The organism is Chitinophagales bacterium (assembly GCA_013816805.1).
GTDB lineage: Bacteria > Bacteroidota > Bacteroidia > Chitinophagales > UBA10324 > MGR-bin340.
Genome location: JACDDS010000010.1, coordinates 97,975 through 124,491, shown reverse-complemented (window position 1 = coordinate 124,491; position 26,517 = coordinate 97,975). Strand labels below are relative to the sequence as shown.

General features: G+C 37.6%; 28 protein-coding genes and 2 tRNA genes. 14 read left to right on the top strand and 16 right to left on the bottom strand.

From position 1 onward, the window contains the following. Nucleotides 1-218 precede the first annotated feature (218 nt). The 6 genes from H0W62_10130 to H0W62_10105 all read left to right on the top strand — a co-directional run bounded on the left by H0W62_10130 (nt 219) and on the right by H0W62_10105 (nt 5,801). On the top strand, nt 219-800 hold the full coding sequence (locus tag H0W62_10130) for a YceI family protein (protein ID MBA3648887.1): 582 nt from the start codon (nt 219-221) through the stop codon (nt 798-800). 87 nt (nt 801-887) lie between these two features. Continuing rightward, nucleotides 888-2,216, top strand: coding sequence for a HAMP domain-containing histidine kinase (locus H0W62_10125; protein MBA3648886.1), 1,329 nt, complete (start codon nt 888-890; stop codon nt 2,214-2,216). Continuing rightward, the gene (locus H0W62_10120; protein MBA3648885.1) at nt 2,170-2,871 is read left to right on the top strand and encodes a response regulator transcription factor; all 702 of its coding nucleotides are present in this window, start codon (nt 2,170-2,172) and stop codon (nt 2,869-2,871) included. Before H0W62_10125 ends, H0W62_10120 begins: the two co-directional genes overlap by 47 nt. A gap of 203 nt (nt 2,872-3,074) precedes the next feature. Beyond that, nucleotides 3,075-4,406, top strand: a complete 1,332-nt coding sequence (icd, locus tag H0W62_10115; GenBank protein ID MBA3648884.1) for an NADP-dependent isocitrate dehydrogenase — start codon at nt 3,075-3,077, stop codon at nt 4,404-4,406. Between the two features lie 76 nt (nt 4,407-4,482). Next, nucleotides 4,483-4,830 (top strand): rhodanese-like domain-containing protein, encoded by a 348-nt coding sequence (locus H0W62_10110; GenBank protein ID MBA3648883.1) that lies wholly within the window; start codon nt 4,483-4,485, stop codon nt 4,828-4,830. A gap of 101 nt (nt 4,831-4,931) precedes the next feature. Beyond that, nucleotides 4,932-5,801: a cupin-like domain-containing protein gene (locus H0W62_10105; GenBank protein ID MBA3648882.1), complete on the top strand. Its 870-nt coding sequence runs from the start codon at nt 4,932-4,934 to the stop codon at nt 5,799-5,801. Here H0W62_10105 and gldD read toward each other — a convergent pair whose 3' ends face one another. From gldD to mutY, 4 genes are all read right to left on the bottom strand, one after another. After that, nucleotides 5,802-6,437, bottom strand: a complete 636-nt coding sequence (gene gldD / locus H0W62_10100; GenBank protein MBA3648881.1) for a gliding motility lipoprotein GldD — start codon at nt 6,435-6,437, stop codon at nt 5,802-5,804. 18 nt (nt 6,438-6,455) lie between these two features. After that, nucleotides 6,456-7,757 (bottom strand): gliding motility-associated protein GldE, encoded by a 1,302-nt coding sequence (gldE, locus tag H0W62_10095; GenBank protein MBA3648880.1) that lies wholly within the window; start codon nt 7,755-7,757, stop codon nt 6,456-6,458. A 73-nt stretch (nt 7,758-7,830) separates the two neighbouring features. Further along, nucleotides 7,831-8,250 carry a single-stranded DNA-binding protein gene (locus H0W62_10090; GenBank protein ID MBA3648879.1) on the bottom strand — a complete coding sequence of 140 codons (420 nt, stop codon included), beginning with the start codon at nt 8,248-8,250 and terminating at the stop codon, nt 7,831-7,833. 30 nt (nt 8,251-8,280) lie between these two features. Next, nucleotides 8,281-9,351: an A/G-specific adenine glycosylase gene (gene mutY / locus H0W62_10085; GenBank protein ID MBA3648878.1), complete on the bottom strand. Its 1,071-nt coding sequence runs from the start codon at nt 9,349-9,351 to the stop codon at nt 8,281-8,283. 178 nt (nt 9,352-9,529) lie between these two features. On the opposite strand from mutY, the gene H0W62_10080 reads away from it, so the two are divergent. The 3 genes from H0W62_10080 to H0W62_10070 all read left to right on the top strand — a co-directional run bounded on the left by H0W62_10080 (nt 9,530) and on the right by H0W62_10070 (nt 12,581). Then, complete coding sequence (locus H0W62_10080; protein MBA3648877.1) at nt 9,530-9,823, top strand: integration host factor subunit beta; 294 nt, start codon at nt 9,530-9,532, stop codon at nt 9,821-9,823. A 7-nt stretch (nt 9,824-9,830) separates the two neighbouring features. Beyond that, nucleotides 9,831-10,691, top strand: coding sequence for a tetratricopeptide repeat protein (locus H0W62_10075; protein ID MBA3648876.1), 861 nt, complete (start codon nt 9,831-9,833; stop codon nt 10,689-10,691). Nucleotides 10,692-11,030: 339 nt separating this feature from the next. Next, nucleotides 11,031-12,581, top strand: coding sequence for an Rne/Rng family ribonuclease (locus tag H0W62_10070; GenBank protein MBA3648875.1), 1,551 nt, complete (start codon nt 11,031-11,033; stop codon nt 12,579-12,581). Nucleotides 12,582-12,649: 68 nt separating this feature from the next. Here H0W62_10070 and H0W62_10065 read toward each other — a convergent pair whose 3' ends face one another. The 4 genes from H0W62_10065 to H0W62_10050 all read right to left on the bottom strand — a co-directional run bounded on the left by H0W62_10065 (nt 12,650) and on the right by H0W62_10050 (nt 16,390). Continuing rightward, nucleotides 12,650-13,225, bottom strand: a complete 576-nt coding sequence (locus H0W62_10065; protein MBA3648874.1) for a Uma2 family endonuclease — start codon at nt 13,223-13,225, stop codon at nt 12,650-12,652. A 37-nt stretch (nt 13,226-13,262) separates the two neighbouring features. Further along, the gene (locus tag H0W62_10060; GenBank protein ID MBA3648873.1) at nt 13,263-14,900 is read right to left on the bottom strand and encodes an NAD+ synthase; all 1,638 of its coding nucleotides are present in this window, start codon (nt 14,898-14,900) and stop codon (nt 13,263-13,265) included. A gap of 142 nt (nt 14,901-15,042) precedes the next feature. After that, a complete protein-coding gene (locus H0W62_10055; GenBank protein ID MBA3648872.1) occupies nt 15,043-15,726 on the bottom strand; it encodes a PorT family protein in 684 nt (227 codons plus the stop codon). Between the two features lie 166 nt (nt 15,727-15,892). Then, nucleotides 15,893-16,390 (bottom strand): hypothetical protein, encoded by a 498-nt coding sequence (locus tag H0W62_10050; protein ID MBA3648871.1) that lies wholly within the window; start codon nt 16,388-16,390, stop codon nt 15,893-15,895. Between the two features lie 114 nt (nt 16,391-16,504). On the opposite strand from H0W62_10050, the gene recG reads away from it, so the two are divergent. The 3 genes from recG (at nt 16,505) to H0W62_10035 (ending at nt 19,375) form a co-directional block, all read left to right on the top strand. After that, nucleotides 16,505-18,619, top strand: coding sequence for an ATP-dependent DNA helicase RecG (gene recG, locus H0W62_10045; GenBank protein MBA3648870.1), 2,115 nt, complete (start codon nt 16,505-16,507; stop codon nt 18,617-18,619). 216 nt (nt 18,620-18,835) lie between these two features. Beyond that, on the top strand, nt 18,836-19,108 hold the full coding sequence (locus H0W62_10040; GenBank protein ID MBA3648869.1) for an HU family DNA-binding protein: 273 nt from the start codon (nt 18,836-18,838) through the stop codon (nt 19,106-19,108). A 90-nt stretch (nt 19,109-19,198) separates the two neighbouring features. Beyond that, on the top strand, nt 19,199-19,375 hold the full coding sequence (locus H0W62_10035; GenBank protein ID MBA3648868.1) for a 30S ribosomal protein THX: 177 nt from the start codon (nt 19,199-19,201) through the stop codon (nt 19,373-19,375). Nucleotides 19,376-19,408: 33 nt separating this feature from the next. Here H0W62_10035 and pdxH read toward each other — a convergent pair whose 3' ends face one another. The 7 genes from pdxH to H0W62_10000 form a co-directional block, all read right to left on the bottom strand. After that, entirely contained in the window at nt 19,409-20,053 is a 645-nt protein-coding gene (gene pdxH / locus H0W62_10030; protein MBA3648867.1) for a pyridoxamine 5'-phosphate oxidase, read from the bottom strand. Nucleotides 20,054-20,204: 151 nt separating this feature from the next. Beyond that, nucleotides 20,205-20,277: transfer RNA gene (locus tag H0W62_10025), tRNA-Thr, on the bottom strand. A gap of 64 nt (nt 20,278-20,341) precedes the next feature. Next, a tRNA-Pro gene (locus H0W62_10020) sits at nt 20,342-20,415 on the bottom strand. Nucleotides 20,416-21,142: 727 nt separating this feature from the next. Continuing rightward, nucleotides 21,143-22,267, bottom strand: a complete 1,125-nt coding sequence (hppD, locus tag H0W62_10015; protein ID MBA3648866.1) for a 4-hydroxyphenylpyruvate dioxygenase — start codon at nt 22,265-22,267, stop codon at nt 21,143-21,145. 128 nt (nt 22,268-22,395) lie between these two features. Continuing rightward, nucleotides 22,396-23,055 carry a CoA transferase subunit B gene (locus H0W62_10010; GenBank protein MBA3648865.1) on the bottom strand — a complete coding sequence of 220 codons (660 nt, stop codon included), beginning with the start codon at nt 23,053-23,055 and terminating at the stop codon, nt 22,396-22,398. A gap of 13 nt (nt 23,056-23,068) precedes the next feature. Next, nucleotides 23,069-23,767, bottom strand: a complete 699-nt coding sequence (locus H0W62_10005) for a CoA transferase subunit A (GenBank protein ID MBA3648864.1) — start codon at nt 23,765-23,767, stop codon at nt 23,069-23,071. A gap of 49 nt (nt 23,768-23,816) precedes the next feature. After that, complete coding sequence (locus H0W62_10000; protein MBA3648863.1) at nt 23,817-24,233, bottom strand: DUF4296 domain-containing protein; 417 nt, start codon at nt 24,231-24,233, stop codon at nt 23,817-23,819. A gap of 67 nt (nt 24,234-24,300) precedes the next feature. On the opposite strand from H0W62_10000, the gene H0W62_09995 reads away from it, so the two are divergent. Continuing rightward, nucleotides 24,301-24,978, top strand: a complete 678-nt coding sequence (locus tag H0W62_09995; protein ID MBA3648862.1) for a YggS family pyridoxal phosphate-dependent enzyme — start codon at nt 24,301-24,303, stop codon at nt 24,976-24,978. 19 nt (nt 24,979-24,997) lie between these two features. Here H0W62_09995 and H0W62_09990 read toward each other — a convergent pair whose 3' ends face one another. Next, the gene (locus H0W62_09990) at nt 24,998-25,855 is read right to left on the bottom strand and encodes a hydroxymethylglutaryl-CoA lyase (protein MBA3648861.1); all 858 of its coding nucleotides are present in this window, start codon (nt 25,853-25,855) and stop codon (nt 24,998-25,000) included. A gap of 96 nt (nt 25,856-25,951) precedes the next feature. On the opposite strand from H0W62_09990, the gene H0W62_09985 reads away from it, so the two are divergent. Continuing rightward, a complete protein-coding gene (locus H0W62_09985; protein MBA3648860.1) occupies nt 25,952-26,488 on the top strand; it encodes a GNAT family N-acetyltransferase in 537 nt (178 codons plus the stop codon). The last annotated feature ends 29 nt before the right edge of the window (nt 26,489-26,517 follow it).

The following is a 26,517-nucleotide window of genomic DNA, read 5'->3' as shown; positions in this document are numbered from 1 at the left end:
CAAACGTTATAAGAGAAAAAACTTCGGTAAAAAACAACTTGCTGGTTATTATGGCAAACTTCCCCGAGTCTATGGTGAAGGATTGACCTATCAAAATAAAATGCGAATCATTTATATTATAATGCCACCATAGACTTCTTATCACGTTTAGAGGAACTTATATTTTGTTTCTTTGTTCGAAATCTTATTCCAAATTTTTTAAACACCCCTTTCAACAAATGAAAAAACTTCTTGTCATTATTTTAATATCCATTATGCATATTACTGTTTTCGCTCAAACTCAATGGACTCTCGATAAAGCACATTCAAAGGTGAAATTTACAGTTGAGCATATGATGATCAATGAAATGGAAGGTGAATTCAAATCCTTCGATGGAACTTTTATTTCTTCCAAACCTGATTTTACCGATGCCCAGGTTAATTTTAATGTCGATGTAAGTAGCCTAAGCACTAATAATGAGATGCGGGATAACCATCTGAAGTCTGATGATTTTTTTAATGCACAGCAATTTTCGCAAATGACTTTTAAGAGCACGTCCATCAATAAGGTAAGCGATAAAAAATATCAGCTGTTGGGAAATCTAACGATACGCGATGTTACTAAGCCTGTAACTTTTGATGTAACCTATGGCGGATCAGTAAAAGATCAGCGCGGAACACATGTGGGGTTTAAGGCTACAACCATCATTAACCGCTTTGATTATAACCTCAAGTGGAATAAAATGATTGAGGCAGGTGGTGCTGTAGCAGGTCAGGATGTTACCATAACTATAAACGCCGAATTTCTTTCCCAGCAATAATTGGGATGCTTGACAATTTCTGCTTTAAGAATGCAAGTCACTCGACGCTCCATATATCCTGGTGGCGAAATAATACCTTTGTAATGCATGAAAAAGTCACCGCTCCGCTTTGTGCTTATCCTTGGTGGAATCTGTATTACCGGGGCTTTGATAACGCAGATATTTTGGGTGCAGAAGGCCTTACAAGTAAAGGAGGCCAATTTCGATGATGCAGTAGCACTTTCATTGCGCCGCGTAGTGGAGCAAATAGATTATTCTTCCACCAATACTATTGCCACACTGGATGTAATACGAAAAATCTCCCCGCGTAATTTTCAGCTAAACATCAACGACCAGATAGATTGCAATGTGCTTGAATTTTATTTACGTACTGAGCTTTCCTATCCGAATCTTGATGTGGATTTTAATTACTCCGTTTTTTCAGTTGCTAATGATACACCCGTATTCAGGCGCAATGTAGATCTCCATGAACGGGACCGGCTCTACAGTGTAAGCACAGATCTTCCCATATTTAAAAACGAAGCGTATTATGCCATCGTATCTTTTCCTAAACGTTCTTCATACATAGGGGTAAAAATGACCATCTGGATCTTTTCATCATTCATTCTGCTCATCGTCGTTTTCTTCTTTTTCTATACCATTTTTGTTATCCTGAAACAATTCCGTGTGGTAGAAATGCAGAAGGATTTTATAAACAATATGGCACATGAGTTTAAGACACCCATTTCTACCATTGCCATTTCATCCGAGGTCTTAAGCAAACCCGACATTATATTGCAGCCTGAAAGACTTCGGAACTATGCAAACATCATCAGCAGTGAAGTAAACCGGTTAAGAAATCAGGTCGATAAATTGCTTCAGATGGCGAAGATTGAACGTGACAAAATAGAACTGCACCTCGAAGAAATTAATCTGCACGAGCTTATTAGTGAAGTAATTCCCAACTTCAGTCTAAAGCTGGACGATAACCAGGGAAGAATCCTCTATCATCTTGATGCCTGCGACCACATGATTATGGCAGATCGTGTTCACCTTACTAATATTATATATAACCTGCTGGATAACGCAGTTAAGTATACTGAGGACATGCCTGAAATTAATATTCAAACACTGAATGAAAACGGTGAAATTATTTTTTCTGTAAAAGATAATGGTATTGGCATTTCACAGGAGTTTCAGCAGAAAGTATTTGATAAATTTTTCAGAGTACCAACCGGCAATATCCACAATGTGAAAGGGTTTGGATTAGGACTGCATTACCTGAGGCTTGTAATAAATGCCCATAACTGGAAAATGAAACTGGAAAGCGAGAAAAACCATGGCAGTAATTTTTCCATTTTTATACCTTGCATAAAAATTAATTCAAGTGATGCAAGAAGTAAAGCCGAATCTGCTATTAGTGGAAGACGATATTAACCTTGGATTTGTAACGAAGGATAATCTTGAAACCCGGGGTTTTAGAGTAAGGCATTGTGTGGACGGACTAGCAGGCTGGGAGATCTTTGAAAAGGAAAAGGTGGATCTCTGCTTGCTGGATATTATGCTGCCAAAACTAGATGGAATTTCTCTGGCTCAAAAAATAAGAAGTAAAAATTTTAACATCCCAATCATTTTCATTACAGCCAAATCAATGCTAGAAGACAAAATAGCAGGATTTAGAATTGGGGCTGATGACTACGTTACCAAGCCATTCAGTATAGATGAACTGATCTTTAAAATTGAAGTTTTTCTTAAAAGAAGTAAAATCAGTAAAAGCGATCAGCAAACCAAATTGAAATTTACGGTAGGTCAGTATAATTTTGATTTCTCCAATCTTACTTTAGGGATTGACAGAAAAGAAATTACACTTACAATGCGGGAAGCGGAAGTGTTACGCTGGCTGTGTATGAAGCAAAATGAAGTGATACCCCGGGAGGAATTATTGAAACAGATATGGGGTGCTGATGATTATTACCTGGGCAGGTCGCTCGATGTATTTATATCGCGGTTGCGAAAATATCTTAGGGACGATTCCAAAATTTCTATTGATAATATACACAGCGTGGGATTTAAGCTGGTAGTAAAAGATTGAGAAGAACTTTCAGAGATCAGCCTTCAGCTATCAGAAAGTATCTTACTATTATAAAGGTGGAAATTCATTTTTACCAATATTACCTCAATTTTAAGCTAACCCCAGCCAATCAGTCGTAGTATTAAAACGTTTATATACTCTTACCAGAAAGTAATTAAACATTTATCCTCCTATCTTTAATCTTTTTAAAACGAAAAATCAATATGGAAGGAAATACAATAGTAATGAGTCGGGGAAAGATCAAAGTTCCCAATGACCCTGTTATACCTTTTATTGAAGGCGATGGAACAGGCCCCGATATTTGGCGGGCCTCTGTGCGTGTATTTGACGCTGCGGTTGCTAATGCTTATAAAAACAAAAGAAAAATTGTATGGAAAGAAGTATTAGCGGGAGAAAAATCGTTTAATCAAAGTGGGAGTTGGCTGCCTGATGCTACCCTGGACGCATTTAAAGAATACCTGGTAGGAATAAAGGGTCCCTTAACCACCCCGGTGGGTGGAGGAATACGATCATTAAACGTGGCACTTAGGCAAATTCTTGATCTCTATGTTTGCTTAAGACCTGTCAGATACTTCGACGGAGTGCCTTCACCCGTGAAGCATCCTGAATTGGTTGACATGGTGATATTTCGTGAAAACACGGAAGATATTTATGCAGGTATCGAATACGCAGCAGGTACTCCTGAAGCTGAAAAAATCCTGAAATTTTTGAAAAAAAGTTTTCCGGCAGAATATACCAAAATTCGCTTTAGCGATAAGAAACGCGGTAAAGAATTTCTGAAACTCGCAAAGAGTAAAGACAATCCGGAAACGGCTGTTGGTATTGGTATTAAGCCTGTATCGAAAATTGGATCACAGCGATTAATTATGGCAGCAATTGAATACGCTATTCGCCATAAAAGAAAATCTATAACATTAGTACATAAAGGAAATATCATGAAATTCACGGAAGGTGCATTTCGTGACTGGGGATATCAACTGGCAATGGAGAAATATCCTGATCAAACTTATACCTGGATGCAATGGGAGCGCACGAAAAAATTACAGGATGAGGGTAGTGCCAATGCTGAGCAAAAAGCTGCACTTGCTTCCGGCAAGGTTTTAATTAAAGATGCCATTGCAGACATTACCCTTCAGCAGGTGCTCACCCGCCCGGAAGACTTTGATTTGATAGCAACATTGAACCTGAATGGTGATTATCTTTCAGATGCTCTTGCAGCTCAGGTAGGAGGGATAGGAATAGCTCCCGGGGCAAATATCAACTACATTACCGGACACGCCATTTTTGAGGCTACCCATGGCACAGCACCTAAGTATGCCAACCAGGATAAAGTAAATCCTGGCTCAGTTATTCTCTCCGGCGCTATGATGTTTGAGTACCTTGGATGGCAGGAAGCAGCAGACCTCATTTACAAAGGATTGGAGAAATCAATTGAACTGAAACGTGTAACCTATGATTTTCATCGGCTTATGGAAGGTGCTTCGCTCCTAAAATGTTCAGAATTTGGAGATGAAATTATCAGCAACATGTCGTAGGGAAATAAAAAAGTGAATGAAGTTCTTGAGATTACGATAAGCACCATTATTCAATAACTATTTTTTCCTCAATTACATGAAGACAATTATGAATGCTCCAAAGACTTCCATCAGTTTGAAGGAGATAAAAGATATGCTGACAGGAAAAGAACCGAATGTTCAATTAGTTGATGTTCGCTCTAAAGAGGAATATGATAAGCATCATGTGCCTGAAGCTTTAAACCTCTCAGCAGAAGAATTAAAATCAACAATCGATGATGAAGATTCGAAATCAAAAACTATTGTAACAATCTGTAACCATGGAAACCAACGATCACAAAGTGCTGCACAGCTTTTGAGAGATCTCGGATTTAAGAATGCATACTTTCTGGAAGGAGGAACTGCAGGATGGTTTGAAGAAATGGATGGTAATTCTAATATTTAAGCCTACATAGCGAGATTTTTTTGGGTTATTTTAACTTCCATTTAACAAATACAATAAGTTAACATGGCGACTTAAATACAAAATTATTTCAACTTTGTGCCATGATACTGGAACCCATTGATACCGTATTGTCCATTTCCTGTGAAGATTTCAATAGTAAATATTTAGTACCCAACCGCCCTGTAATCATTAAAGACCTTGCAAAAAAATGGCCCGCTTATGAAAAGTGGACCTTTGAATATATAAAAAGTAAAGTGGGCGGGCACGATGTTGCAGTTTATAATAACGAGAAATCAGATCCGTATACTCCGGTAAACAAACCAGATGGAGTTATGAAATTCGGGTCTTATTTGGATAAGATTAAATCAGACCCTGCAGGACTGCGTATTTTCCTTTTCAATATTTTATCCCGGGCTCCTGAGCTTATTCAGGATTTTTTGTATCCGGAGGAGTTAACGGGCGGCTTTCTCAAAAAATATCCAATGCTTTTTACCGGTGGCGCAGGTTCAGTTACCCACATGCATTTCGATATGGATCTATCTCATATTTTTCATACGCAATTTCTTGGCAGCAAACGGGTATTACTTTTCAAACCTGATCAGAGAAACCGCTTGTATCATTTGCCCTTTACGGTACAGAGTCTTGTTAATTTTGAAAAATATTATAACGGTCTTGATGAAGCACACTTCCCGGCATTAAAATATTTATCAGGCTATGAATTGGTGCTGGACCACGGAGATACTTTATTTATGCCTGGTGGTTACTGGCACCATATGGAATATATTGAAAGTGGACTGGCCCTTTCCCTTCGTGCTATGGAAAGTATCACTACAAAAATGCAGGGGATCGTAAACCTTGTAGGCATGCGTCACATTGATACACTGATGAAGAAAACAGTACCTGATGTTTGGTACAATTATAAAAAAAGAAAGGCACTGATTAATGCAGCACAGGAACTGGTGGAAGCCTGATCACTCATTGTCTGATTCTTTCCACCTCAATGTTCTTATCAACTCAATAATATCGGGCTTTAAAAAATTAACTGCAGGAGCAATCGAGTCTGCATTTGGAGTATTATAAAAATAAAGGGATCCCCTTAGAAAATGCTCCACGCTGTCAGTAACGAAGAATTGAATTTCCGATGCCGCGTTACCACCTACTTCATACAGAATGCCATGTACATGGTTTGGTGTAGAAAGTAAATTTTCATTAATATAGTCTGCCTTCACCGTATGTTTATAGGTTAGCTCATGGGAATCGTTAATGAGCCGATCAAGGCTATTTTTTCCGCCAATCCGTTTATAGCTTAAATATAAATTTCCATTAAGTAATGGGAATGAAATATTCAGCCAGCAGGGATTATCAGGAATGGTATCAAAAAAAATAGTATCGCGGTTTATCTTCCCATATTTAGGGTAATCAAAACTAAAAGGACATTCACTATTATTAAAGTGCTGATAGCCGCGTTGGGGTAAAGCAATTTTAAAATATCCCCGGGGCTTTGGAGAATAATCCGAACGACATCCTGCTAAATTCAAAACAATAATAAAAAAAGTTATAGTGTAATTCACAACTTTGAAAATGCCGTAATTCGCTGAAGCCTGCATTTCCATATTGAAAATCACTTAATTGTTTACAGTACCTGCAGAATAAATTTCTGACCTCGTTACCTTCACCTTTTGAATTCTATAATTTTCAAGAGATAAAACAGTGAACAAAAAGTTTTCATATTCTATAACCTCATTTGGCTGAGGAATATTACCCTGGATTTCCAGCAACAGCCCGCCGAGAGAGTCACTTTCACTTTTAACCTCATCAAAAAAATTTTCCGGTATATTCATAACATGGCAAAAATCGCTGATGGATGTTTTGCCCTCAAATACAAAATTATTCTTATCAACCTGTACATACTCCAGTTCAATGCGCTCATCTGTTTCATCTCTGATTTCACCGATAATTTCTTCTACAATATCTTCAAGGGTTACCAATCCCGCTGTTCGCCCATACTCATCAACCACAATGGAAATGTGAGTTTGATTTTTCTGAAGTTCCGTAAGCAGTTCTGAAATTTTTTTGCCTTCAGGTACAAAGTAAGCCGTCCGGATTAGAGACTGCCAGTTTTGTTTTTCATTATCGAGAAGGTTCAACAGGTCTTTTGAATATAAGATACCAACTATCTCATCCAAGGTTTTTCGATAGACGGGCAAACGTGAATAACGTGTTTCCCGAACTGTTTTTAAGAGTTGCTGAAAAGATAATTTTTCATCTACCCCGTTCATATCAATTCGGGGTTTCATAATTTGACGAATGGTAATGGTGCCGAATTTCAGAATTCCTTTTAGAATGGGAAGATCGTGCTGGTCGCTATCTTCCATTAACTGCTCTTCCTGCTTTTCCATTACTTCTTCCTGGCGTCCTTCATCAGGGCGCGCAAATTTCTTCTCGACAAAATAGGATGCATTGATCAATAATTCGGTTACGGGATATAAAACCTGGCCTAAGTAAAATAAAGGCCCCGCCATTATTTTCGACCATAAAATATTATTACGTCCTGCAAAGACCTTGGGTATAATTTCCTCAAACACAAGTAAGACAATTATAAGCAATACCAGCTCAAAGAAATAACCGAACCATTCCACCACTAAATTGTCAAGTGGCAAAACACCTATTCTAAAAGTAAAAAACAGGATGCCAACATTCACTATTGTTTGCAACACGCGGATAAGCATCAGCAAACGGCGTGGCCGGGCAATTAAATGCTGAATGTGACGGGAGGTTCTGGGAGCTTTATTTTCCATTTCTTCCAGTTCACCCGATGTAAGTGAAAATAAAGCGTGTTCCGACCCGGTAACAAATACGGACATCAACAGCAACATGAAAATGGTAAGAACTGATAAAGCCAGCTCAATCGGAAATGTTACTGTCACTAATTCGTGAATGAGTAAGCACACCAAAGGAATACTACAAAATAAATCCAATGAAGATTTTTTAAATTAATTTTTAGAACGGAAGATCATCTGCCATTTCATCAGATATGGAGTCACTTCCCTCAGTAGCAGGTGACATATTTCCACTGTTGCTTCCGTCCGGTTTGCTATCGAGCATTACAAAATTATCTGCTATAATTTCAGTAAAATATTTTTTCTGATTTTCTTTATCGGTGTAGTTCCTCGTTCTGATTTTTCCTTCAACATAAATTTTACTTCCTTTTTTTAAATATTTTTCAGCTATCTCTCCAAGCTTTCTCCAGCACACAACATTGTGCCATTCTGTTTGATCCACTCGATTTCCTGTTTTATCCATATAGCTTTCTGAAGTGGCCAATGGAAATTTAGCAACCATAACCCCGCTTTCAAGATGGTTTACCTCGGGATCTTTACCCAGGTTGCCGACCAGAATAACTTTGTTAATTCCTCTCATGGTAATAGTTTTTAGGAGTGAAAAGTAAATCTAATATAGTGAATTTTCAATGTAATTCGCTATTACTTTTGGGAAAGCGTAGCGTTGTAAATCATTTTTTTTAACTGAGAGCCACCAAGAGTTACCTTTCACAAAGTCTGTTTCGGCTTTTAAAAATTGTACGCTTATTCTTTGATGGGTTAATTTATGCTTTACAATATCCGATACCGTTCTAAGGGTAAAATCCTTTCCGCCTAAGAAACTCTGTGATTTTAATATCTTTTTAAATTGTGTTATATTCTTGTAAGTATTTGTTTCAATTAATGGAAATTGATATAAGCCCTGCCATATATCATTTTGGTTTCTTCTCTCAATAAAAACTTCTTCTCCGTTTGAAATAACTACATAATTAAACCAACGGTTCTTTACCTTAACTTTTTTCTGTTTAAAAGGAAAAAGAGGGATAGTACCATTGTTAAAAGCATAACAATCTCTTTTAAAAACACAGTTCAGGCAATCGGGGTTAAGAGGCCTGCAAATTAATGCCCCAAAATTCATTATAGCCTGGTTGTATGCAGCAGGATTTTTTTTATCCAGAAGTTCATGAGCAGTTTCTGCGAATACTTTCTTTCCTTCAGATGAATCAACCGGAAGCGCAATTCCAAAGATGCGTGACAATACACGAAAAACATTTCCATCCAATACGGCATAAGCCAGGTTAAATGAGAAAGAGGAAATAGCAGCAGCAGAATAGGGCCCAACCCCCTTTAAGCTTAAAATTGTTTTATAAGTTTCAGGAAAAATTCCATCATATTCTTGCATGATTTGTTTCGCTGCCGCGTGCATATTTCTTGCACGTGTATAATAGCCCAGCCCTTGCCACACTTTCATTACTTCATCCTCCGGTGCCAAAGCAAGGTCCTTTACATTGGGAAATTTCTTAACAATTTCCAGATAATACGGAAGTCCTTGTTCCACCCTGGTTTGCTGCAGGATAATCTCAGACAACCATATTTTGTAAGGGTCCGTTGTTTCCTTCCATGGCATTTGGCGATTATTTTCAGAATGCCACCTAAGTAATTTCTTTGGAAAGTCGATTTGCTTTTTTAAGATTTCATTCATTGAGGTATACTGAATTAATTATTCTTCTTAGATTTTACCCAACAAAGAAAAGGCACATAAAACATGGTTAAATTCTTTTAAAAAACGAGTTTCTTTTGGGTTAAATAATTTTTTCGAAATTTGCGACATTCATAATGGAATAATTTAATAATTAATTAGTTATAAATTAAGTGGAACTATGAGAAAAGTGGATTTGATAAATAAGATTTCTGATAAGACCGGAATTGCTAAAGTGGATGTATTAGTGGCCCTGGAATCATTTTTTAAGGAAATAAAAGATTCGTTGAAACAAGGGGAGAACGTATATGTAAGGGGTTTTGGAAGTTTTATTGTAAAGAAACGTAAACAAAAGATTGGTCGAAATATAAAAAAGAATGAAGCCATTATAATTCCTGAACATTTTATTCCGGCATTTAAGCCTGCCAAAACATTTATGGATAAAGTAAAAAGCAGTGTTCAGGTTAAAAAATAATTCTTCCTTGCGACTTCAGCAAATCTCTTTAATAATAATTGGTGCCGTGTTAGTTATTGCTCTTTATCTATATGGCAATACCAAGCCACCACAGGAAAAAACGGCGGATGCTCCGTCATTATCGGGTACCATGCAAGGTACAGCCTCTCACGCTGTAACAGTTGATTTTGAGAAGCTGGTTGTTAAAGCGAAAGCCACCTTAACAGATATTCAAAAAGATTCTATAGAAGCATTGCAACTTTCTTTGCTAAAAGTAAGAGGAAACAGTGAAAAAGCATTACTGTTGCAATCAATTGGCAATGCCTGGACCAGGACAGGAAATATTATTGTAGGGGGTAAATATTTTGAAGATGCAGCTGAAATTAATAATGAAAAAAAAACATGGGAGGAAGCAGCGAACCGCTTATTCATGGGCTTTCCTACCACTTCAGATAGCCTTGCTAAAATTTATGGAGCACAGGAAGCTGCAAAATGTTATCATCAATTAGCCATACTGGATTCAGATAATATGGATTATCCGGTGAAAGAAGCAATCTGCTATGTTGATGGCTTGGGGCAGGTTATGCAGGGTGTGTTATTGTTGAAGGATGTAGAGAACAAAGAACCGGACAATAAATACATGAATTTAATTTTAGGTAGATTAGCGGTTCTTTCCGGACAGTATGATAAAGCGGTGACCCGATTGGAGAAGCTGGTATCAGTAGATCCTAAAAATTCCGAAGCATATTTTCATTTAGCCGAAGCGTATCGCGCATTGGGAAGAAAAAGCGAAGCAATTAAAGCGTTTGAATCTTGTAAGTCATTGGTTAACAGTGCTGATTTTGATGCGCAAATAGATAATTATATAAAACAAATAAAAAACTCATAACTCCATGCCTTCAGGTAAAAAGCGGAAAAGACATAAAATGGCGACGCACAAGCGTAAAAAGCGGTTGCGTAAGAATCGCCATAAGAAGAAATAGAGATAACACCGGTTTCCGTCAGTTGCCTATAATAAATTGGCTTCTTCTTCTGGAAGAATATCCTTAGAATGATTTTTCATACAAATTTCATCCACCAGGCAACATTGTGTTACGAAAAAGATTTTCGGCAAGAACCTCAGTTTATGAATTAGTCTGATATTTCCTGGTTCTGCTCTCTTCCATTGGCTTTCCACTTTTCCTGCAACGTGGTGCATTCCCGAGAGGGATTTTGAAAATAATGTACTGTGGATAGGGAACTTATAATTGACTCCGGATCAAACGGAGTGGAAATTGCTTTGCTCGAGGATAAAACATTAGTTGAGCTTCACCAGGAGAAGCTCAATCAGAGCATGGCCATTGGCGATATTATTCTAGCCAAAGTGGTTAAAATATTGCCGGGCTTAAATGCTGCTTTTATTGATATTGGACAGCCCAAAAATGGATTCCTGCATTATTCCGATCTCGGACCGCAAATACGGTCCCTTCAGAAATTCTCCAAGCTTGCTTTTGATGGAACCATAGGAGATGATCTTGCCGATTTTAAGCTCGAGCCCGAGACTCAAAAAACGGGAAAAATTGCGAATAATATTTCCAAACGGCAGCCTTTAATGGTTCAAATCACAAAAGAACCCATTTCAACTAAAGGCCATCGTCTATCCTGCGATATTTCGCTGCCAGGCAGATACCTGGTTTTAATTCCTTTTACAAATACCATCAGCATTTCTAAAAAAATCACTTCAAGTGATGAAAGGCGGAGACTGCTGCGTTTACTGGAAAGTATCCGGCCAAAAAATTTTGGAGTGATTCTGCGAACACTCGCTGAAGGCAAGTCAGTGCAGGATCTTCATGAAGATATGTCACATTTGATGGAGAAATGGAAGCAGCTGAAAGCTAACCTGAGGGCATCTGAAGCGCCCAAAAAAGTTTCCAGCGAAATGAGTAAAACTTCAACGCTTCTAAGGGATATGCTTAATCCGTCCTTTAATCGTATTGTAGTAAATTCAAAAGACATTTTTCAGGAGATCAGGAATTACATTGAAAGGATTGCGCCTGAAAAAGAAGATATAGTCCAGCTTTATACTGGCCGTACGCCATTATTCGATCAGTTTGACATTACGAAGCAAATAAAATTTGCCTTCGGTAAAACAGTAAATCTCGCCAGCGGTGCTTATCTCATAATTGAACATACCGAAGCACTACATGTTATTGATGTGAATAGTGGTCATAAGATGTCTAATGACGAAACGCAGGAAGCCAATGCAATGACCGTAAACCTGGAGGCGGCAGAAGAAATTGCCCGGCAACTCCGGCTGCGAGATATAGGAGGAATTATTGTTATTGACTTTATTGATGTTAAAAGTCTGGAAAATAAACGTCTGTTAAATAAAAAAATAACAGATGCTATGAAGCTTGACAAAGCCCGGCATACTGTTTTGCCCCTGAATAAATTTGGAATTATACAGATAACACGCCAAAGAGTTAAACCTCAGGTTAATATCGAAACAGATGAAGCATGTCCTTCCTGTAATGGCACAGGAAAGATTGGACCTTCCATTCTTATTATGGATGAAATTGTAAAAAATCTAAAGCACATTGTAACTAAAAATAATCAGAAAAAGATTACACTTTTCGTGCATCCTTATATAGAAGCATATATAACCAAAGGATTTCCTTCCATGAGAATGAACTGGTGGTTAACGCTGAAGCGCTGGGTGAATGTTGATTCTACTGATAACATGGGCATTATGGAATATCATTTCTATGATAAGGAGGGGGAAGAAATTTTATTGAATTAAATTTTGACTTTCAAATATTAAGGGCCAATTCCTTTCTGGATTAATATATTCGAAGACTTGATTAAGGTCTATATTTTAATAAAATTTAAATCCAACTCAAAACCGGGAAGGATCTCTTCACCTGAAATTTTTTCCCTGAAAGACCGGTCCTCTGTTGTTCCATTTTCCCTGTAAATCAATACCCTCTGTTCCTGTGGATTAATAAGTAATGCGAAACGGCAACCATTTTGTATCCACTCCAGCATTTTTAGTTTTAAATCTTTAAGTGAGTCCGATGGGGATTTTAATTCAATCACAAAGTCGGGACAAATATGTGCAAACCGTTCTTTATCTGCTTCAGAAAGGCTATCAAACCGTTCTTTCCGAATCCAGGCAGCATCCGGTGATAGAACTGCGTGATTTGGAAGCGTAAAACCTGCGTCGGTATTGAATGCATATCCCAGCTGGTATTGCTCATTCCAATTTTCGAGTTTTGTTACCAGCTTAATGTTTAACATACTGGTATAATTTCCGGACGGCTCACTAACTATAATTTCGCCATTTTCATTCCGCTCAATATGCAGCGTGTCATTTTGCTGGCAGAAATCAAAGAACTCCTCCTCTGTCATATGAAAAGCAGACGTTTTAAGTATAAAAGTTTCCATAAGTTGATGCCTCTTAAAATTAACAAATCCATTTGGATCAGGCAAGATATTTTGCAACAATCGGCAACCGCCTCCCAGAGCCGAAAGCTTTTTGGGAGACCCGCAGTACAGGGGCTGCCTGGTAGCGTTTGTGCTCATTGGTGTTTACAAGCTTCAGGATACGATCAATAAGCGGCTTTTCAAAACCCATCTTAATTAACTCTAAAGGGCCTTTCCGGTGTTCTATATATTGGAACAGAATTTTATCGAGTACTTCATATTCGGGAAGTGAGTCTGAATCTCTTTGATCTGGCCGCAGTTCTGCAGAAGGAGGTTTGGTTATAGTGTTTACAGGAATGATCTCTTCCTTCTCATTAATATAATGGGCGAGTTCTATTACTTCCGTTTTATAAACATCACCGAGAACAGAAATACCACCACACATATCACCATACAAAGTTCCATATCCAACTGCCATTTCACTTTTATTAGAAGTATTGAGCAAAATATAATGATGCTTGTTACACATGGCCATTAAAAAAATAGCTCGTATGCGGGCCTGGATATTTTCTTCAGTAACATCAAAAGGCTGATTTTGGAACAATGGGTTAAGTACACCTAAGCACGATTCATAAACTTCTTTTATGGTAATTATGCTGTAATCGATTCCCAAAGTTTCTGCCAATTGCCTGGCGTCAGTAATGGAGCTTGTTGAAGAATATTCTGATGGCATCAGCAAGGCCTTCACATTCTTTTTACCCAATGCATCTGTTGCCAGACACGCCACAACTGCTGAATCAATACCTCCGCTCAATCCCAGAATGGCTTTCTGGAAATTCATCTTAGAGAAATAGTCCCTGATGCCGGTAAGTAATGCATCTTGCATTAGGTTAATTCTTTTTTTTGGCTGCTCAAACGATTTTTTTTTATTCGTAATTACTTCATCCAGGTCATACACTTTTACCTGTTCGGAGAAATAATTCATTTCATCGAATACTTTCCCGTCAGGAGCAATTACGAGGGAGCCTCCGTCGAAAATTAATTCAGTTTGTGCCCCTACACAGTTGCAATAAAAAATAGGAAGGTGATATTCTTTTGCTAAACCACTTAGTAATTCAATTCTGTTAACAGCCTTATTGTGATCAAATGGAGATGCGGAAATATTGAGTAAATAATCAGGACCGAACTCTTTAAGTTTTTCAACCGGTGTAGTAATGTATAATGGATTGATGCCTTCATTCCAGATATCTTCACATACCGTTAACCCTATTCTTCTTCCCATGAAATCATACACTCCAAAACTTTGATTTGGTTCAAAATAACGGTATTCATCAAATACATCATAGTTTGGTAATAGCGATTTATTGATGATGTACTGCACCTTGCCATCATACAGAAAATGCGCTGAATTGTATAAATCTTTTCCTTCCGGACTAGAATTGACAGATGGAGCACCGACCAAAACACCAATTCCCTGGGCCTCCTGAGCAATGAGGCTGACCGATTCTTTGCATTGATTTATAAAATCTGAAAATTCCAGAAAATCTCTGGGTGGATAGCCGCATACGCACAGTTCAGAGAATAATACCAAATCAGCGCCCATCGTTTTGGCTTCCCGGATTCCAGCAATAATTTTTGTCCGATTACCTTCAAAATCTCCTATCAGGTAGTTCTGCTGTGCAAGCGCAATCTTCATTTACCGGGATTATTGGAGTTAAATATAGTATTCTATCAATTCGCAATTATTATCCCTTTATACTTATCGGAAATTCTTACTTAGGGTAATTTTAAATTGTTTTAAGCTTAGATGGTATATTAACATAGTCAGGAATCTCTTATTAAAAGAAAATTCCGAGTTGAAGCCGAAGATGGTTCATTATATTTTTTGAAACGAAATTTTTTGGATTATCAGTAATGTCAATAAAGCCGTTTGTGAATTGCAAACCGGCATTGACAGCAGTATTTCCGGATAATTCATATTCAATTCCACCGCCGATTAATAATGCGAGGTTTGCTGGTGTAACATCTTTTCCAAAATCTACCTTGTTCATTATTTCAGTAATAGTGCCCGTCTGTGAAGTAATGTCTGCCCGCGATTTAATATTTATGCTTCCCATCAGACCAAATTGCCCATAATAGGTAACATAACCAATCTGATTTGTTTTAAGCTTTATTGATACAGGGATTTCTATGTATTCAAGACGATAGACAACTGAAGTACCGGAAGAAAAAGATCTGTTTGCAAAGGAATTGAACATAGTAGAAGCATCATTGTAAGTCAGTTCTCCGCCCTCATATGAAACACCTAAACCAGTAGCTAGAGCATAATTCTTTGGAATATAAAATTCAGTTAACAGGCCGTAAGCCAGTCCAAACCTGCTTCCACTTCTTGTAACGTTACCTGAATTACCCATCCAGCTCAACTGTGGGCTAAATTGTAATCCAAACCGAACGCTTCCCACTGTCTGAGCAAACGATTGGGTAGTTACTATAAAAAGAGCAACTGTAAGTATTTTCTTCATTTATAGGATTATTTTATGGATAATTTTAATAGAAGGGGCGCAAGGTACAATCCTATTGTGATTACTAATTTACAATTGTACAATAATAAGAACACAGATTCCTTAATAGTTACGAACGAACAATTAAATTGCATGGTATTAACAAGGCCTCAAACTCTGGAATATTTTAAATATTTACCTGTTGCTTTTTCCAGGCTGAGTGAATATCTTCTATTTCTTCAAAAGCTTTACTTAATTGTTGATCATACAGGTCCATCAAATCTTCCAGAGAAATTTGTCCGTGTCTTTGATAATTTACTGTATTTAACCAGGCATCAGAAGGTATGTTTTTAAGCAATAGATAATTGCTGGCTCTTAATAGGCGAAAAAGTTTTAGTGATGCTTCTAGTGGCTGACTATAGTATCCGAGAGATTCCACCCACAAATCTTTATCAAAAGCGAAAATTGTTTCTGTAGGTTCTGCAATAGCTCTTCTGAAATTCACATAAGCACCTGCCTCCAGATCAGCAATATGAATTACTATTTCATTAATGTTCCAGACATTGCGTCGTGCCCGGAAAAACAATACTTCTCTTTGTAATGGTTGTATTACCTTCTGTAGTAATTGGTAACCGTTGCCAAATCGTTTTATTTTCTCTTTTCGTGCCAATAAGCTAGTAAACATGGTTATCAGTTTTAAACAAATTGAAGTTTCTCAATGACTGAAAATGTATCAATATAATTTTAGTAAACTAATTTATTAACCTTTTACTCAATTTTATTTTCGACTATTTTTAAAATGGCTCAGATTAACAAAATTCTTTTAACTCCTATTGAATACCTTAAAGGTATAGGCCCTCAACGTGCTGATTTATTAAAAAAGGAACTGAGTATTTACACCTTTGGAGATTTATTGCAACACTTTCCATTTCGTTATGTAGACAGAACAAAATTTTACAAAATAAACCAGCTAACCCCGGCTACCGCCTTTGCCCAGATTGTAGGAAAAATTGCAGAAATTAATATGCTCGGCGAAAAGAAAGGGAAGAGGTTTATTGCCTATCTCGTGGATGAAACAGGGGAAATAGAACTGGTTTGGTTTAAGGAAATACGGTGGATTGAAAAAAATATAGAGGTTGGAAAAAAATATGTAGTGTTTGGTAAACCGGGTTTATTTAAAGGAAAATATTCAATCGTTCATCCTGAAATTTCAGCCTATCAAACAAATTCACCGGCGATAGAAGGAAGATTGCAGCCTGTATATTCTTCTACGGAAAAATTAAAGTCGCGGGGATTACATAGTATTGGAATTGAAAAAATAGTAAGAGATCTGCTCCTAATGTTGAACCGGGCAGATATTGAGGAAAATCTCAATGGCGAAATTTTAGATCATTTTAAACTACCGGATCGTTTTACTGCATTCAAACAAATTCACCAGCCACATAGTGAAATCGATGCAGAGCAGTCTCGTTTTCGGTTTAAATTTGAAGAACTTTTTTTTTCCCAGTTGCACATTCTCCAATTAAAACTTGGAAGAAAAAATGATTCTGCTGGGTTTCTGTTTCCCAGGCTGGATCCGCTTTTCAATATTTTTTACAAAGAGAAATTACCTTTTGAGCTCACGAATGCTCAAAAGCGGGTTATTAAAGAAATCCGAACCGATCTGCTATCAGGCAAACAAATGAATAGACTCTTGCAGGGAGATGTTGGAAGCGGTAAAACAATTGTTTCATTCCTAACAGTATTAATGGCGATTAATAACGGATTTCAGGCCTGCCTGATGGTGCCTACAGAAATTTTAGTGCAGCAGCATTTCAGAAATCTGACTGATCTTGCAGCCGGGCTTTCAATAAATATTGACTTACTAACTTCCGGCGTAAAAGGCAGTTCCAGAAAGAATACCCTGGAAAAACTGAAATCCGGTGAGATTCAATTGATCATTGGCACTCATGCTTTAATTGAAGCCCAGGTGATATTCAGCAACCTGGGACTGGCAGTAATTGATGAGCAACACCGTTTTGGTGTAGAGCAGCGTGCCCTTCTTTGGTCGAAGAATAAACGCCCACCACATGTACTAGTGATGACTGCAACACCGATACCACGAACTCTTGCAATGACATTATATGGAGATCTCGATCTCTCTGTTATTGATGAATTGCCTCCGGGTCGAAAGAATATTAAAACGGTCCATCGCAGCGATGCTGCCAGGTTAAGAGTTTTTGGTTTTATGAAGGAGCAAATTAAATCGGGCAGACAAATATATGTAGTATACCCGCTGATTGAAGAATCTGAAAAACAGGACTATAAGTTTTTAATGGATGGATACGAAAGTATTTCCCGGGCCTTTCCACTTCCGGAGTTTGCAATAAGCATTGTTCATGGAAAGATGAAGGCCGACGCCCGTAATTTTGAAATGGATAGGTTCATCCGGAATGAAACGAATATTATGGTTGCGACTACCGTGATTGAGGTAGGTGTAGATATCCCAAATGCCAATGTAATAGTGATTGAAAGTGCTGAAAGGTTTGGCCTCTCGCAGTTGCATCAATTACGTGGAAGGGTAGGGAGAGGGGCTAATCAATCGTATTGTATTTTGCTTACAGGAGAAAGGCTTAGTAGTGAAGCTCGCGCACGCATGCAAATCATGACCAAAACAACTGATGGTTTTGTAATAGCGGATGAAGATCTGCGATTGAGGGGGCCGGGTAACATTCAGGGAACTCAGCAATCCGGTATTGATACTTTCCAAATTGCAGACCTGACAAAAGATCAAAAAATTCTTCAAAGCGCCAGGATGGAAGCAGAAAAGATTTTGGAAATCGATTCCGAGTTAGAACGGCCTGATCATATTATGATTAAAAGATTCCTGGTATCACAATCTAAAAAAGAAAAACAGTGGAGTAAAATCTCCTGATACCAGCTAAATTGCAAAGTAAATAACACAATGTGCAACTATTCTATTAAGGAATAAGTCTCAATATTTTCTCACAAATAGAGGGAATGACATCTTTTAATCCTATAGCTGTTTATCTTTAACTAAAATAACTTACTAAACATTTGGAATATGCATGAAAGCACATATTTTTGAACTGCTTAAGACAACGATTGTTTCACTAATAAAACTCCAATAATGAATAAAGGGCAACTGATTGCAAAAATATCCGGCGATTCAAAAATTTCCAAAGCTCAAGCAGGTAGCGCATTAGATTCTTTTATCAGCACTACAATGATGACGTTAAAAAAAGGAGGTAAGATCACCCTTGTTGGTTTTGGTACTTTTAGTGTTTCCCGTCGTTCTGCCCGTAAAGGCCGAAATCCGCAAACGGGAACTACCATTAATATTGCTGCAAAAAAGGTTGTCAGGTTTAAGGCAGGTAAAGAGTTTGCCTCAAAGGTTAAATAATAGTCAAACATAAAATTTAACATATCGATTGAGGAATGTATCATTTATAAAGCACCTTTGTGAGTCATATTAATTACTAAAAAGTTTCTTATGGGTAAAGGAGATAAAAAAAGTAAGAAAGGAAAAATATTTAAAGGGTCATATGGCAATAGTCGTAAAAGGAAAACTGAAACTACACCTTTAGTAAAACCTGCAACCGTTACTGAGTCCGAGCCACCAAAGGCAGAACCGGTAAAAAGAACGGTACGAAAAAAAGAACCTAAATAAATACTAGTTTTTTTTGAATTGCGATTACGGCGTTTATGGACCTAACCTTTCCATCTTCCACCCATTAGCAATTTGGGTAAACAGAATACGGTCATGCAACCTGTTAGGGCGTCCCTGCCAAAATTCGAATGAATTAGGAATTAGCCGGTAACCTCCCCATTGCCGTGGTCGCTTGAGGGGATTTGGATCAAACTGCTTTCTTGCTATATCCAGCTTTTCTTCGAGCCAATCTCTGTCCTGAATTATTTCACTTTGCGGCGAAACAAGTGCACTTAATTGACTACCGAAAGGTCTGCTCTCAAAATAAGCATCTGAGATTTCAGATGAAGTTTTTTCAACCCGTCCTTCAATTCTGACCTGACGATGTAATTCATTCCAGAAAAAAAGCAACGCTGCGTAGGGATTCCATAGTAGTTCTTTTCCTTTCCGGCTTTGATAATTAGTATAAAATAAAAACGAACCGTTTTCAATTCCCTTTAATAAAACGATGCGTGCTGAAGGTTTAAAATCAATACCACAGGTTGCAATCGTCATGGCATTTGGTTCAGGAAGCTTAGATTCAATGGCCTCATCGAACCAGGTTTCAAATTGCTGAAGGGGATTTACATTAATACTTTTTTCATCCAGAAGTTTTGATTGATAATCCTTGCGCAAGTTTGCCAGCAGACTATTTTCCATATACTGTAAAATGTTATAGGAATTTCCGACTTACTATTGTTACTATACTTTTATTAAGAATGGAAGATACATTTAGAAAACTAAATTCTTCTCCATAAAATAAACAAACAAGGAATGGCAGCTATATTATTAAGATATCATATTACACCAGAGCCTCCCAAGGGACTTGAACCCTCGACCTACTGATTACGAATCAGTTGCTCTACCAACTGAGCTAAGGAGGCAAATGTTAATTTGCAAGTGTATTACACCGGAAGCAGGATAAAACAGGTTTAAGATGTAATTATGTCGGGGTGAGAGGACTCGAACCTCCGACCTCCACGTCCCGAACGTGGCACGCTAGCCAACTGCGCTACACCCCGAAATTAATTCTAAGGATGGCAAATTTAATGTAAAAACACTTTGGGCTTTCACATTTTTCATGGGTTAAGTTTGTTTTGTATTGCTATATAGTTACAGCAAACAATTGATCGTTTAATTATTTATTGCTGAAAATTTTCAACGTTCACCGGGCTTAGATTAATTGCAGCCAGGAATATTTTAATTAAACGCTGATCGGTAATATCAATCAAGGTTGGATTCTTTACAAAAAAATAAGGGGCGCTAAATTTTTAGCGCCCCTTATTAAAATAGCGTGTGCTAATTATTTCATTTTTTTATTAGCACCACCGCTACTGCCACCACTTTTTTTTGCAGCACCTTTTTTAGGAGCCGCTTTCTTTGCAGCCTTTTTTGCTGCTTTCTTTTTTGTAGCCATAGTTTAAAATTTTCATCAAAATACGTCTGAATTAATTCTTAACAAAAATTTTCTTTTACATTTTTATAAACACAATAATGTGAATAAGGGAAAAAATTTTCTAAACGATGCGAACAATCATTAAAATTTTGATTTCAAAAAAAAATTTCAGAAGCTGAATTGTAAATCGCCAACCCATTGTTTTATGATGAATGACATCAGCTATTGGAATTTTTAAATTCCAAATTCAATTTTATGAAAAGTACTTTTTGAGTTAATTATCCGCGATGAAATTATTTACAAAAAAAAGAAGCGATGGAAAGTTTCGCTTCTTTTATAATTATTAGAAACAATTACAGAGTTCCCCTGAGTTCTTGCTCCCGCTCAATAGCTTCAAATAAAGCTTTGAAATTTCCTTTACCAAATGACCTGGCTCCCTTCCTTTGAATAATTTCGAAGAACAATGTAGGGCGGTCTTCGACAGGCTTTGTAAAAATCTGAAGTAAATAACCTTCATCATCACGATCTATAAGAATTCCCAATGTTTTGAGCGATGCTAATTCTTCATCAATAGTTCCAACACGATCGAGAATACTTTCGTAGTAAGAGGAAGGTACTTTCAAAAATTCAACGCCCCTGTTTTGAAGTGTTGTTACAGTCTCAATAATATTATCGGTCGCTAAAGCCACATGCTGAACTCCCTGGCTTCCATAAAATTCAAGGTATTCTTCAATCTGAGATTTCTTTTTCCCCTCAGCAGGTTCATTGATCGGAAATTTAATTCTTCCATTGCCACTGCTCATAACCTTACTCATCAGAGCAGAGTATTCTGTGCTTATGTCTTTATCATCGAATGACAGAATATTTTTGAATCCCATTACATCTTCGTAAAATTTAACCCACTGGTTCATTTCATTCCAACCTACATTACCAACCATGTGATCTACATACTTGATCCCGACATCATTTGTTTGAGCAGGTGATGAGTATTGTTTATAACCCGGCAAAAAAGCTCCATGGTAATTTTTTCTTTCAATAAAAATATGCACTGTCTCACCATAAGTATAAATTCCAGATTTAATCACTTCACCAAAATCATCTTTATCTAATACCGGCTTCAAGTATGATTTCGCTCCCCGTTTTACTGTTTCTTCATATGCCTTTCGTGCATCATCTACCCAAAGAGCAATTACCTTCACACCATCACCGTGTTTTTTTACGTGCTCGGCAATAGGCGAATCGTCGACCAGTGACGCTGTAAGCACAAAGCGAACCTTGTCTTGTTGCATCACATACGATGCGCGATCCCGGAGACCGGTTTCTAGTCCGGCAAATGCAACAGGCGTAAACCCAAAAGCAGTTTGATAATAATGTGCTGCCTGTTTTGCATTTCCTACATAAAATTCTACATAATCTGTTCCATTGATTGGCAAAAAGTCAACCTCAGATTTTACAGCAACTTCGCTAAGTGTTTCCATTGGGAATTTTTTTAAGTGTGCTTAAGATTTATTGTAAACGGGCTAAAGGAATAAAGGGTTCGGTTTATTGTAGCTACGGAAACTAAAATTATAAAGAAGTTTATGCTCTACACATAATAACTGTAGTTCTAGCTGATCATCATTTCCGGAATTTCTCCTTCAATAATTAATCGGCCGGCTGTTTTAATTTTTATTTCCTCAACAGAAACACCTGGTGCGCGTTCCAGTAGCTTAAAACCTTCAGGGGTAATATCAATAACCGCAAGGTCAGAAACAATTCTTTTTACACATTTAACACCGGTTAATGGCAATGTACACCTGGGTAATAGTTTTGATTCTCCCTTCGGATTGGTATGCATCATAGCAACAATGATGTTTTTGGCTGCAGCTACCAGGTCCATTGCACCGCCCATTCCCTTCACCATTTTACCAGGTATTTTCCAATTGGCAATATCGCCTTCATCTGAAACTTCCATAGCTCCTAATACCGTTAGATCTACTTTTCCTGCCCTAATCATGCCAAAGCTTTCCGCTGAATCAAAGAAACATGCACCAGGTATTACGGTAACAGTTTCTTTTCCGGCATTGATTAAATCCGGATCTACCTCAGATTCATCCGGATAGGGTCCCATACCTAAAATCCCATTTTCCGATTGCAGCACAATCCGTATTCCTCTTGGTATGTAGTTGGAAACCAATGTTGGAATTCCAATACCCAGATTTACATAATAACCATCTTTTAGCTCCTGAGCAATTCGCTTTGCAATACTAAATTTATCCAGTGCCATGCTAATTAAATAATTATTTTATTGCCACCGTTCGGCGTTCAATTCTTTTTTCATAATTCGCACCCTTAAAAATGCGGTGAACATAAATTCCCGCAACGTGGATATGGTCAGGATCCAGCTCTCCGGGTTGTACCAGGTGTTCCACTTCTGCAATGGTGACATCTCCAGCTTTAGCCATCGATGTCGAAAAGTTTCTTGTAGTTTTTCTGAATACCAGATTACCTGAAGTATCGCCTTTCCAAGCTTTCACCATTGCAAAAGAAGCATGCAGTGCATGTTCCATCAAATACATCTTACCATCGAATTCCCGTATTTCTTTTCCTTCTGCTATTTCTGTTCCGTAGCCTGCAGGTGTAAAAAATGCAGGGATTCCCATTGCTGCCATTTGTAAGCGGGTAGCTAAGGTTCCCTGAGGAATTAATTCAACGTCTAATTCCCCGGCGAGCAATTGACGCTCAAATTCAGCATTCTCACCAACATAGGATGAAATCATCTTTTTTATCTGCCGGGTTTTGAGTAACAACCCCAGGCCAAAATCATCCACTCCCGCATTATTCGAAATGCAGGTAAGATTTTTAATTCCTTTTTTAACCAACGCAGAAATAGAGTTTTCAGGAATGCCACATAAACCAAACCCTCCCAACATCAGCACAGCGCCCTCGAAAATATCTTGAATCGCCTCATCAGCCCCCGAAACAGTTTTATCTATCATTTGAATTATTTTACGAAAGTAATTATTTGAATAAAGTAGCGGGAGGTTTTTACTTTTCTAAAATAGGTACTTTCTTTCTAAGTAACCGTAGTGAATCGATATTTAAAGATTTTCTATCCTTTACTTTTGTTCGACTCTCAAGGGCAGTAAGGCGATTTACTACTTCCTGATATACATCATCCATATCTGCGGGATGGTGCAGGTAATAATCATAGGTGTTTGAAAATTGTGAATAGGTAACACTGTCCTTTTTCATAATTTGCTGGTATCGTATCGCCATTGCACGGTCAATTTGTTCTCTTGTGAGTCCGTTAGTATTTAGAGCGCTTTCAGCAATGTGCACATCCGTAAGTATTGCTGTCATTTTATTTTTGGGTAATAAATCGGGTGGCACTTGTTCAGTTTCCTCACCACAGGAAAGAAGGAAGGATATTAAGCACACATAAAGTCCAATTATTCTTATCATTCAGAATATAAATTGAAATAAGTTTTTACAAAATCCAAAAGTATCTTGTTTTAAATTACCGGAGCTGATGACCAATTATTCTTATTTAATTAATTACCTGAATGAGCGTAAAGTTAAGCTGGTTGCTGTAAGTAAAACTCAGCCTGCATCGGCAATTTTAGAGATATATAATGCAGGGCAGCATATTTTCGGTGAAAATAGAGTTCAGGAAATAATAGAAAAGCATCCGTTACTTCCAGATGATATTGAATGGCACCTGATAGGTCACCTTCAAACCAATAAGGTAAAATCCGTGATCCGGATTGTAAAGCTTATTCAATCGGTAGATAGCTTTAAGCTGCTGCGCGAAATTAATAAAGAGGCAAAAAAAATTAATCGTGTAGTTGATGTGTTGCTGCAAATTCACATTGCGCATGAAGAAACGAAGTTTGGTTTTAACTATGGAGAGGCAAAAGAAATACTGATGGATGGTGATTTAAGGAACATGAAACATATTTTTATCCGGGGATTTATGGGAATTGCAACATTTACTGATGATGCTGACCAGGTTAGAAAAGAATTCCGGGAGCTAAATAATTTTTACAGGCTGTCAGCTCAATATAAAGGATCAAATTTTAATCCTGATATACTGTCAATGGGTATGAGCGGTGACTATGAAATTGCTGTAGATGAAGGCAGTACCATGGTGCGTATAGGAAGCCTGATTTTCGGTAAGCGTGAGAATAAGGCAGGTGGAACTAATTAAAATTATTCATTCTATAAAACTAGTGAAATACCTCATTCGCTTTTTTTAAAGCTCTTAAAAAATAATCTTCACGAATACCTGTTTCTATATTTTTTTCAGTAAAAAAATCAATAATATTTTCAGTAGGCATATTACCGGTCAATTTATCCATCGCCATAGGGCAACCGCCAAATCCCCGGAGAGCACCATCAAATCTTTTGCATCCATTTGTGTAGGCAGCTTCCATTTTTTCTCTCCATGTTTCAGGTGTAGTATGAAAGTGCGCCCCAAATTCAATATCCGAAAATCGGGGAATAAGATCTTTAAAAAGTGAAGAAATAATTGCTGCTGTAGCAACCCCAACAGTATCAGCAAGAGAAATTATTTTTATTCCCATTTGAACCATTTTTTCTGTCCAGTACATCACCGTATCCGGGCTCCATGCGTCTCCGTATGGATTTCCGAATGCCATCGATATATAGAGTACCAGTTCTTTTTTATGCTTCACGCAGAGGTTCTGAATTTCTTCCACTCTCTTCAAAGAATCCTTAATAGAAGCATTTGCATTACGTTGCTGAAATGTTTCTGAGACAGAAAAAGGAAACCCCAGATAGGAAATTTCATCAAACATTGCAGCTTCCTTAGCACCGCGCGTATTGGCTATTATTGCAAGCAGGCGTGATTTTTCAGCAGTCCAGTTTAATTTAGATAATACCAGTGCTGTGTCTGAAAGCTGTGGTATTGCTTTGGGAGAAACAAAACTTCCAAAGTCAATAGTATCAAATCCGGCATCAAGCAATAGATTGAGATAGACAATTTTTTCTTCGGTTGGAATATAGTGTTTAATACCCTGCATAGCATCCCGGGGGCATTCGATAATCCTTATTCTTTCAGCCATACACTTAAATCATTTATATTTTTGTACAGTATAAGAACAGACTCTGTCTGGGATAAAGTTCAAAATTATGACCAGTAAACCTACAATGATATGGTTATGGATGCAGTAATCCGGAAAGGAACCTATAATGATGCAGAGAAACTATGCGAGTTAGGAAGGACTTCTTTTTACGAAAAGTGGGTTACAACTACCTCATCTGCAAATATGAATATTTATTTAAAAGAGAATTTCACAATTGAAAAATTGCACGAGGAGCTTTCAGATTCCCTGATCACCTATTTTGTAGCAGAGAAAGATGACCGGTTATTAGGTTATGCAAAACTGCTGCAGGCAGATCCTGACATTGAGACGCCGGAACCTGGCATTGTTATTAAATATCAAAATCCGCTTGAGATCTCAAGGTTATATGTATCTCCGCAGCTTACGGGACAATCAATCGGAGCTAAAATTATGGACCAGATTTTCCTGTTTGCGGAAGAAAAAAGATTTGATCTGATCTGGCTGGGAGTATGGGAAAATAATACAGCAATTGGCTTCTATAAACGGCATGGATTTATGAAGGCCGGAACTCATAAATTCACTTTGGGCGATCAGGTGGATAATGATTGGATAATGATAAAGTCTATTCTATAGATTTTATAAAGTGGAGCAATAGTTCTGAT

What these genes read in the sequence shown, in the direction of transcription:
- H0W62_10130 (MBA3648887.1), top strand. Translation starts at nt 219, where the DNA reads ATGAAAAAACTTCTTGTCATTATTTTAATATCCATTATGCATATTACT.
- H0W62_10125 (MBA3648886.1), top strand. Translation starts at nt 888, where the DNA reads ATGAAAAAGTCACCGCTCCGCTTTGTGCTTATCCTTGGTGGAATCTGT.
- H0W62_10120 (MBA3648885.1), top strand. Translation starts at nt 2,170, where the DNA reads ATGCAAGAAGTAAAGCCGAATCTGCTATTAGTGGAAGACGATATTAAC.
- icd (MBA3648884.1), top strand. Translation starts at nt 3,075, where the DNA reads ATGGAAGGAAATACAATAGTAATGAGTCGGGGAAAGATCAAAGTTCCC.
- H0W62_10110 (MBA3648883.1), top strand. Translation starts at nt 4,483, where the DNA reads ATGAAGACAATTATGAATGCTCCAAAGACTTCCATCAGTTTGAAGGAG.
- H0W62_10105 (MBA3648882.1), top strand. Translation starts at nt 4,932, where the DNA reads ATGATACTGGAACCCATTGATACCGTATTGTCCATTTCCTGTGAAGAT.
- gldD (MBA3648881.1), bottom strand. Translation starts at nt 6,437, where the DNA reads ATGCAGGCTTCAGCGAATTACGGCATTTTCAAAGTTGTGAATTACACT.
- H0W62_10090 (MBA3648879.1), bottom strand. Translation starts at nt 8,250, where the DNA reads ATGAGAGGAATTAACAAAGTTATTCTGGTCGGCAACCTGGGTAAAGAT.
- mutY (MBA3648878.1), bottom strand. Translation starts at nt 9,351, where the DNA reads ATGAATGAAATCTTAAAAAAGCAAATCGACTTTCCAAAGAAATTACTT.
- H0W62_10080 (MBA3648877.1), top strand. Translation starts at nt 9,530, where the DNA reads ATGAGAAAAGTGGATTTGATAAATAAGATTTCTGATAAGACCGGAATT.
- H0W62_10065 (MBA3648874.1), bottom strand. Translation starts at nt 13,225, where the DNA reads ATGGAAACTTTTATACTTAAAACGTCTGCTTTTCATATGACAGAGGAG.
- H0W62_10060 (MBA3648873.1), bottom strand. Translation starts at nt 14,900, where the DNA reads ATGAAGATTGCGCTTGCACAGCAGAACTACCTGATAGGAGATTTTGAA.
- H0W62_10055 (MBA3648872.1), bottom strand. Translation starts at nt 15,726, where the DNA reads ATGAAGAAAATACTTACAGTTGCTCTTTTTATAGTAACTACCCAATCG.
- H0W62_10050 (MBA3648871.1), bottom strand. Translation starts at nt 16,390, where the DNA reads ATGTTTACTAGCTTATTGGCACGAAAAGAGAAAATAAAACGATTTGGC.
- recG (MBA3648870.1), top strand. Translation starts at nt 16,505, where the DNA reads ATGGCTCAGATTAACAAAATTCTTTTAACTCCTATTGAATACCTTAAA.
- H0W62_10040 (MBA3648869.1), top strand. Translation starts at nt 18,836, where the DNA reads ATGAATAAAGGGCAACTGATTGCAAAAATATCCGGCGATTCAAAAATT.
- H0W62_10035 (MBA3648868.1), top strand. Translation starts at nt 19,199, where the DNA reads ATGGGTAAAGGAGATAAAAAAAGTAAGAAAGGAAAAATATTTAAAGGG.
- pdxH (MBA3648867.1), bottom strand. Translation starts at nt 20,053, where the DNA reads ATGGAAAATAGTCTGCTGGCAAACTTGCGCAAGGATTATCAATCAAAA.
- hppD (MBA3648866.1), bottom strand. Translation starts at nt 22,267, where the DNA reads ATGGAAACACTTAGCGAAGTTGCTGTAAAATCTGAGGTTGACTTTTTG.
- H0W62_10010 (MBA3648865.1), bottom strand. Translation starts at nt 23,055, where the DNA reads ATGGCACTGGATAAATTTAGTATTGCAAAGCGAATTGCTCAGGAGCTA.
- H0W62_10005 (MBA3648864.1), bottom strand. Translation starts at nt 23,767, where the DNA reads ATGATAGATAAAACTGTTTCGGGGGCTGATGAGGCGATTCAAGATATT.
- H0W62_10000 (MBA3648863.1), bottom strand. Translation starts at nt 24,233, where the DNA reads ATGATAAGAATAATTGGACTTTATGTGTGCTTAATATCCTTCCTTCTT.
- H0W62_09995 (MBA3648862.1), top strand. Translation starts at nt 24,301, where the DNA reads ATGACCAATTATTCTTATTTAATTAATTACCTGAATGAGCGTAAAGTT.
- H0W62_09990 (MBA3648861.1), bottom strand. Translation starts at nt 25,855, where the DNA reads ATGGCTGAAAGAATAAGGATTATCGAATGCCCCCGGGATGCTATGCAG.
- H0W62_09985 (MBA3648860.1), top strand. Translation starts at nt 25,952, where the DNA reads ATGGATGCAGTAATCCGGAAAGGAACCTATAATGATGCAGAGAAACTA.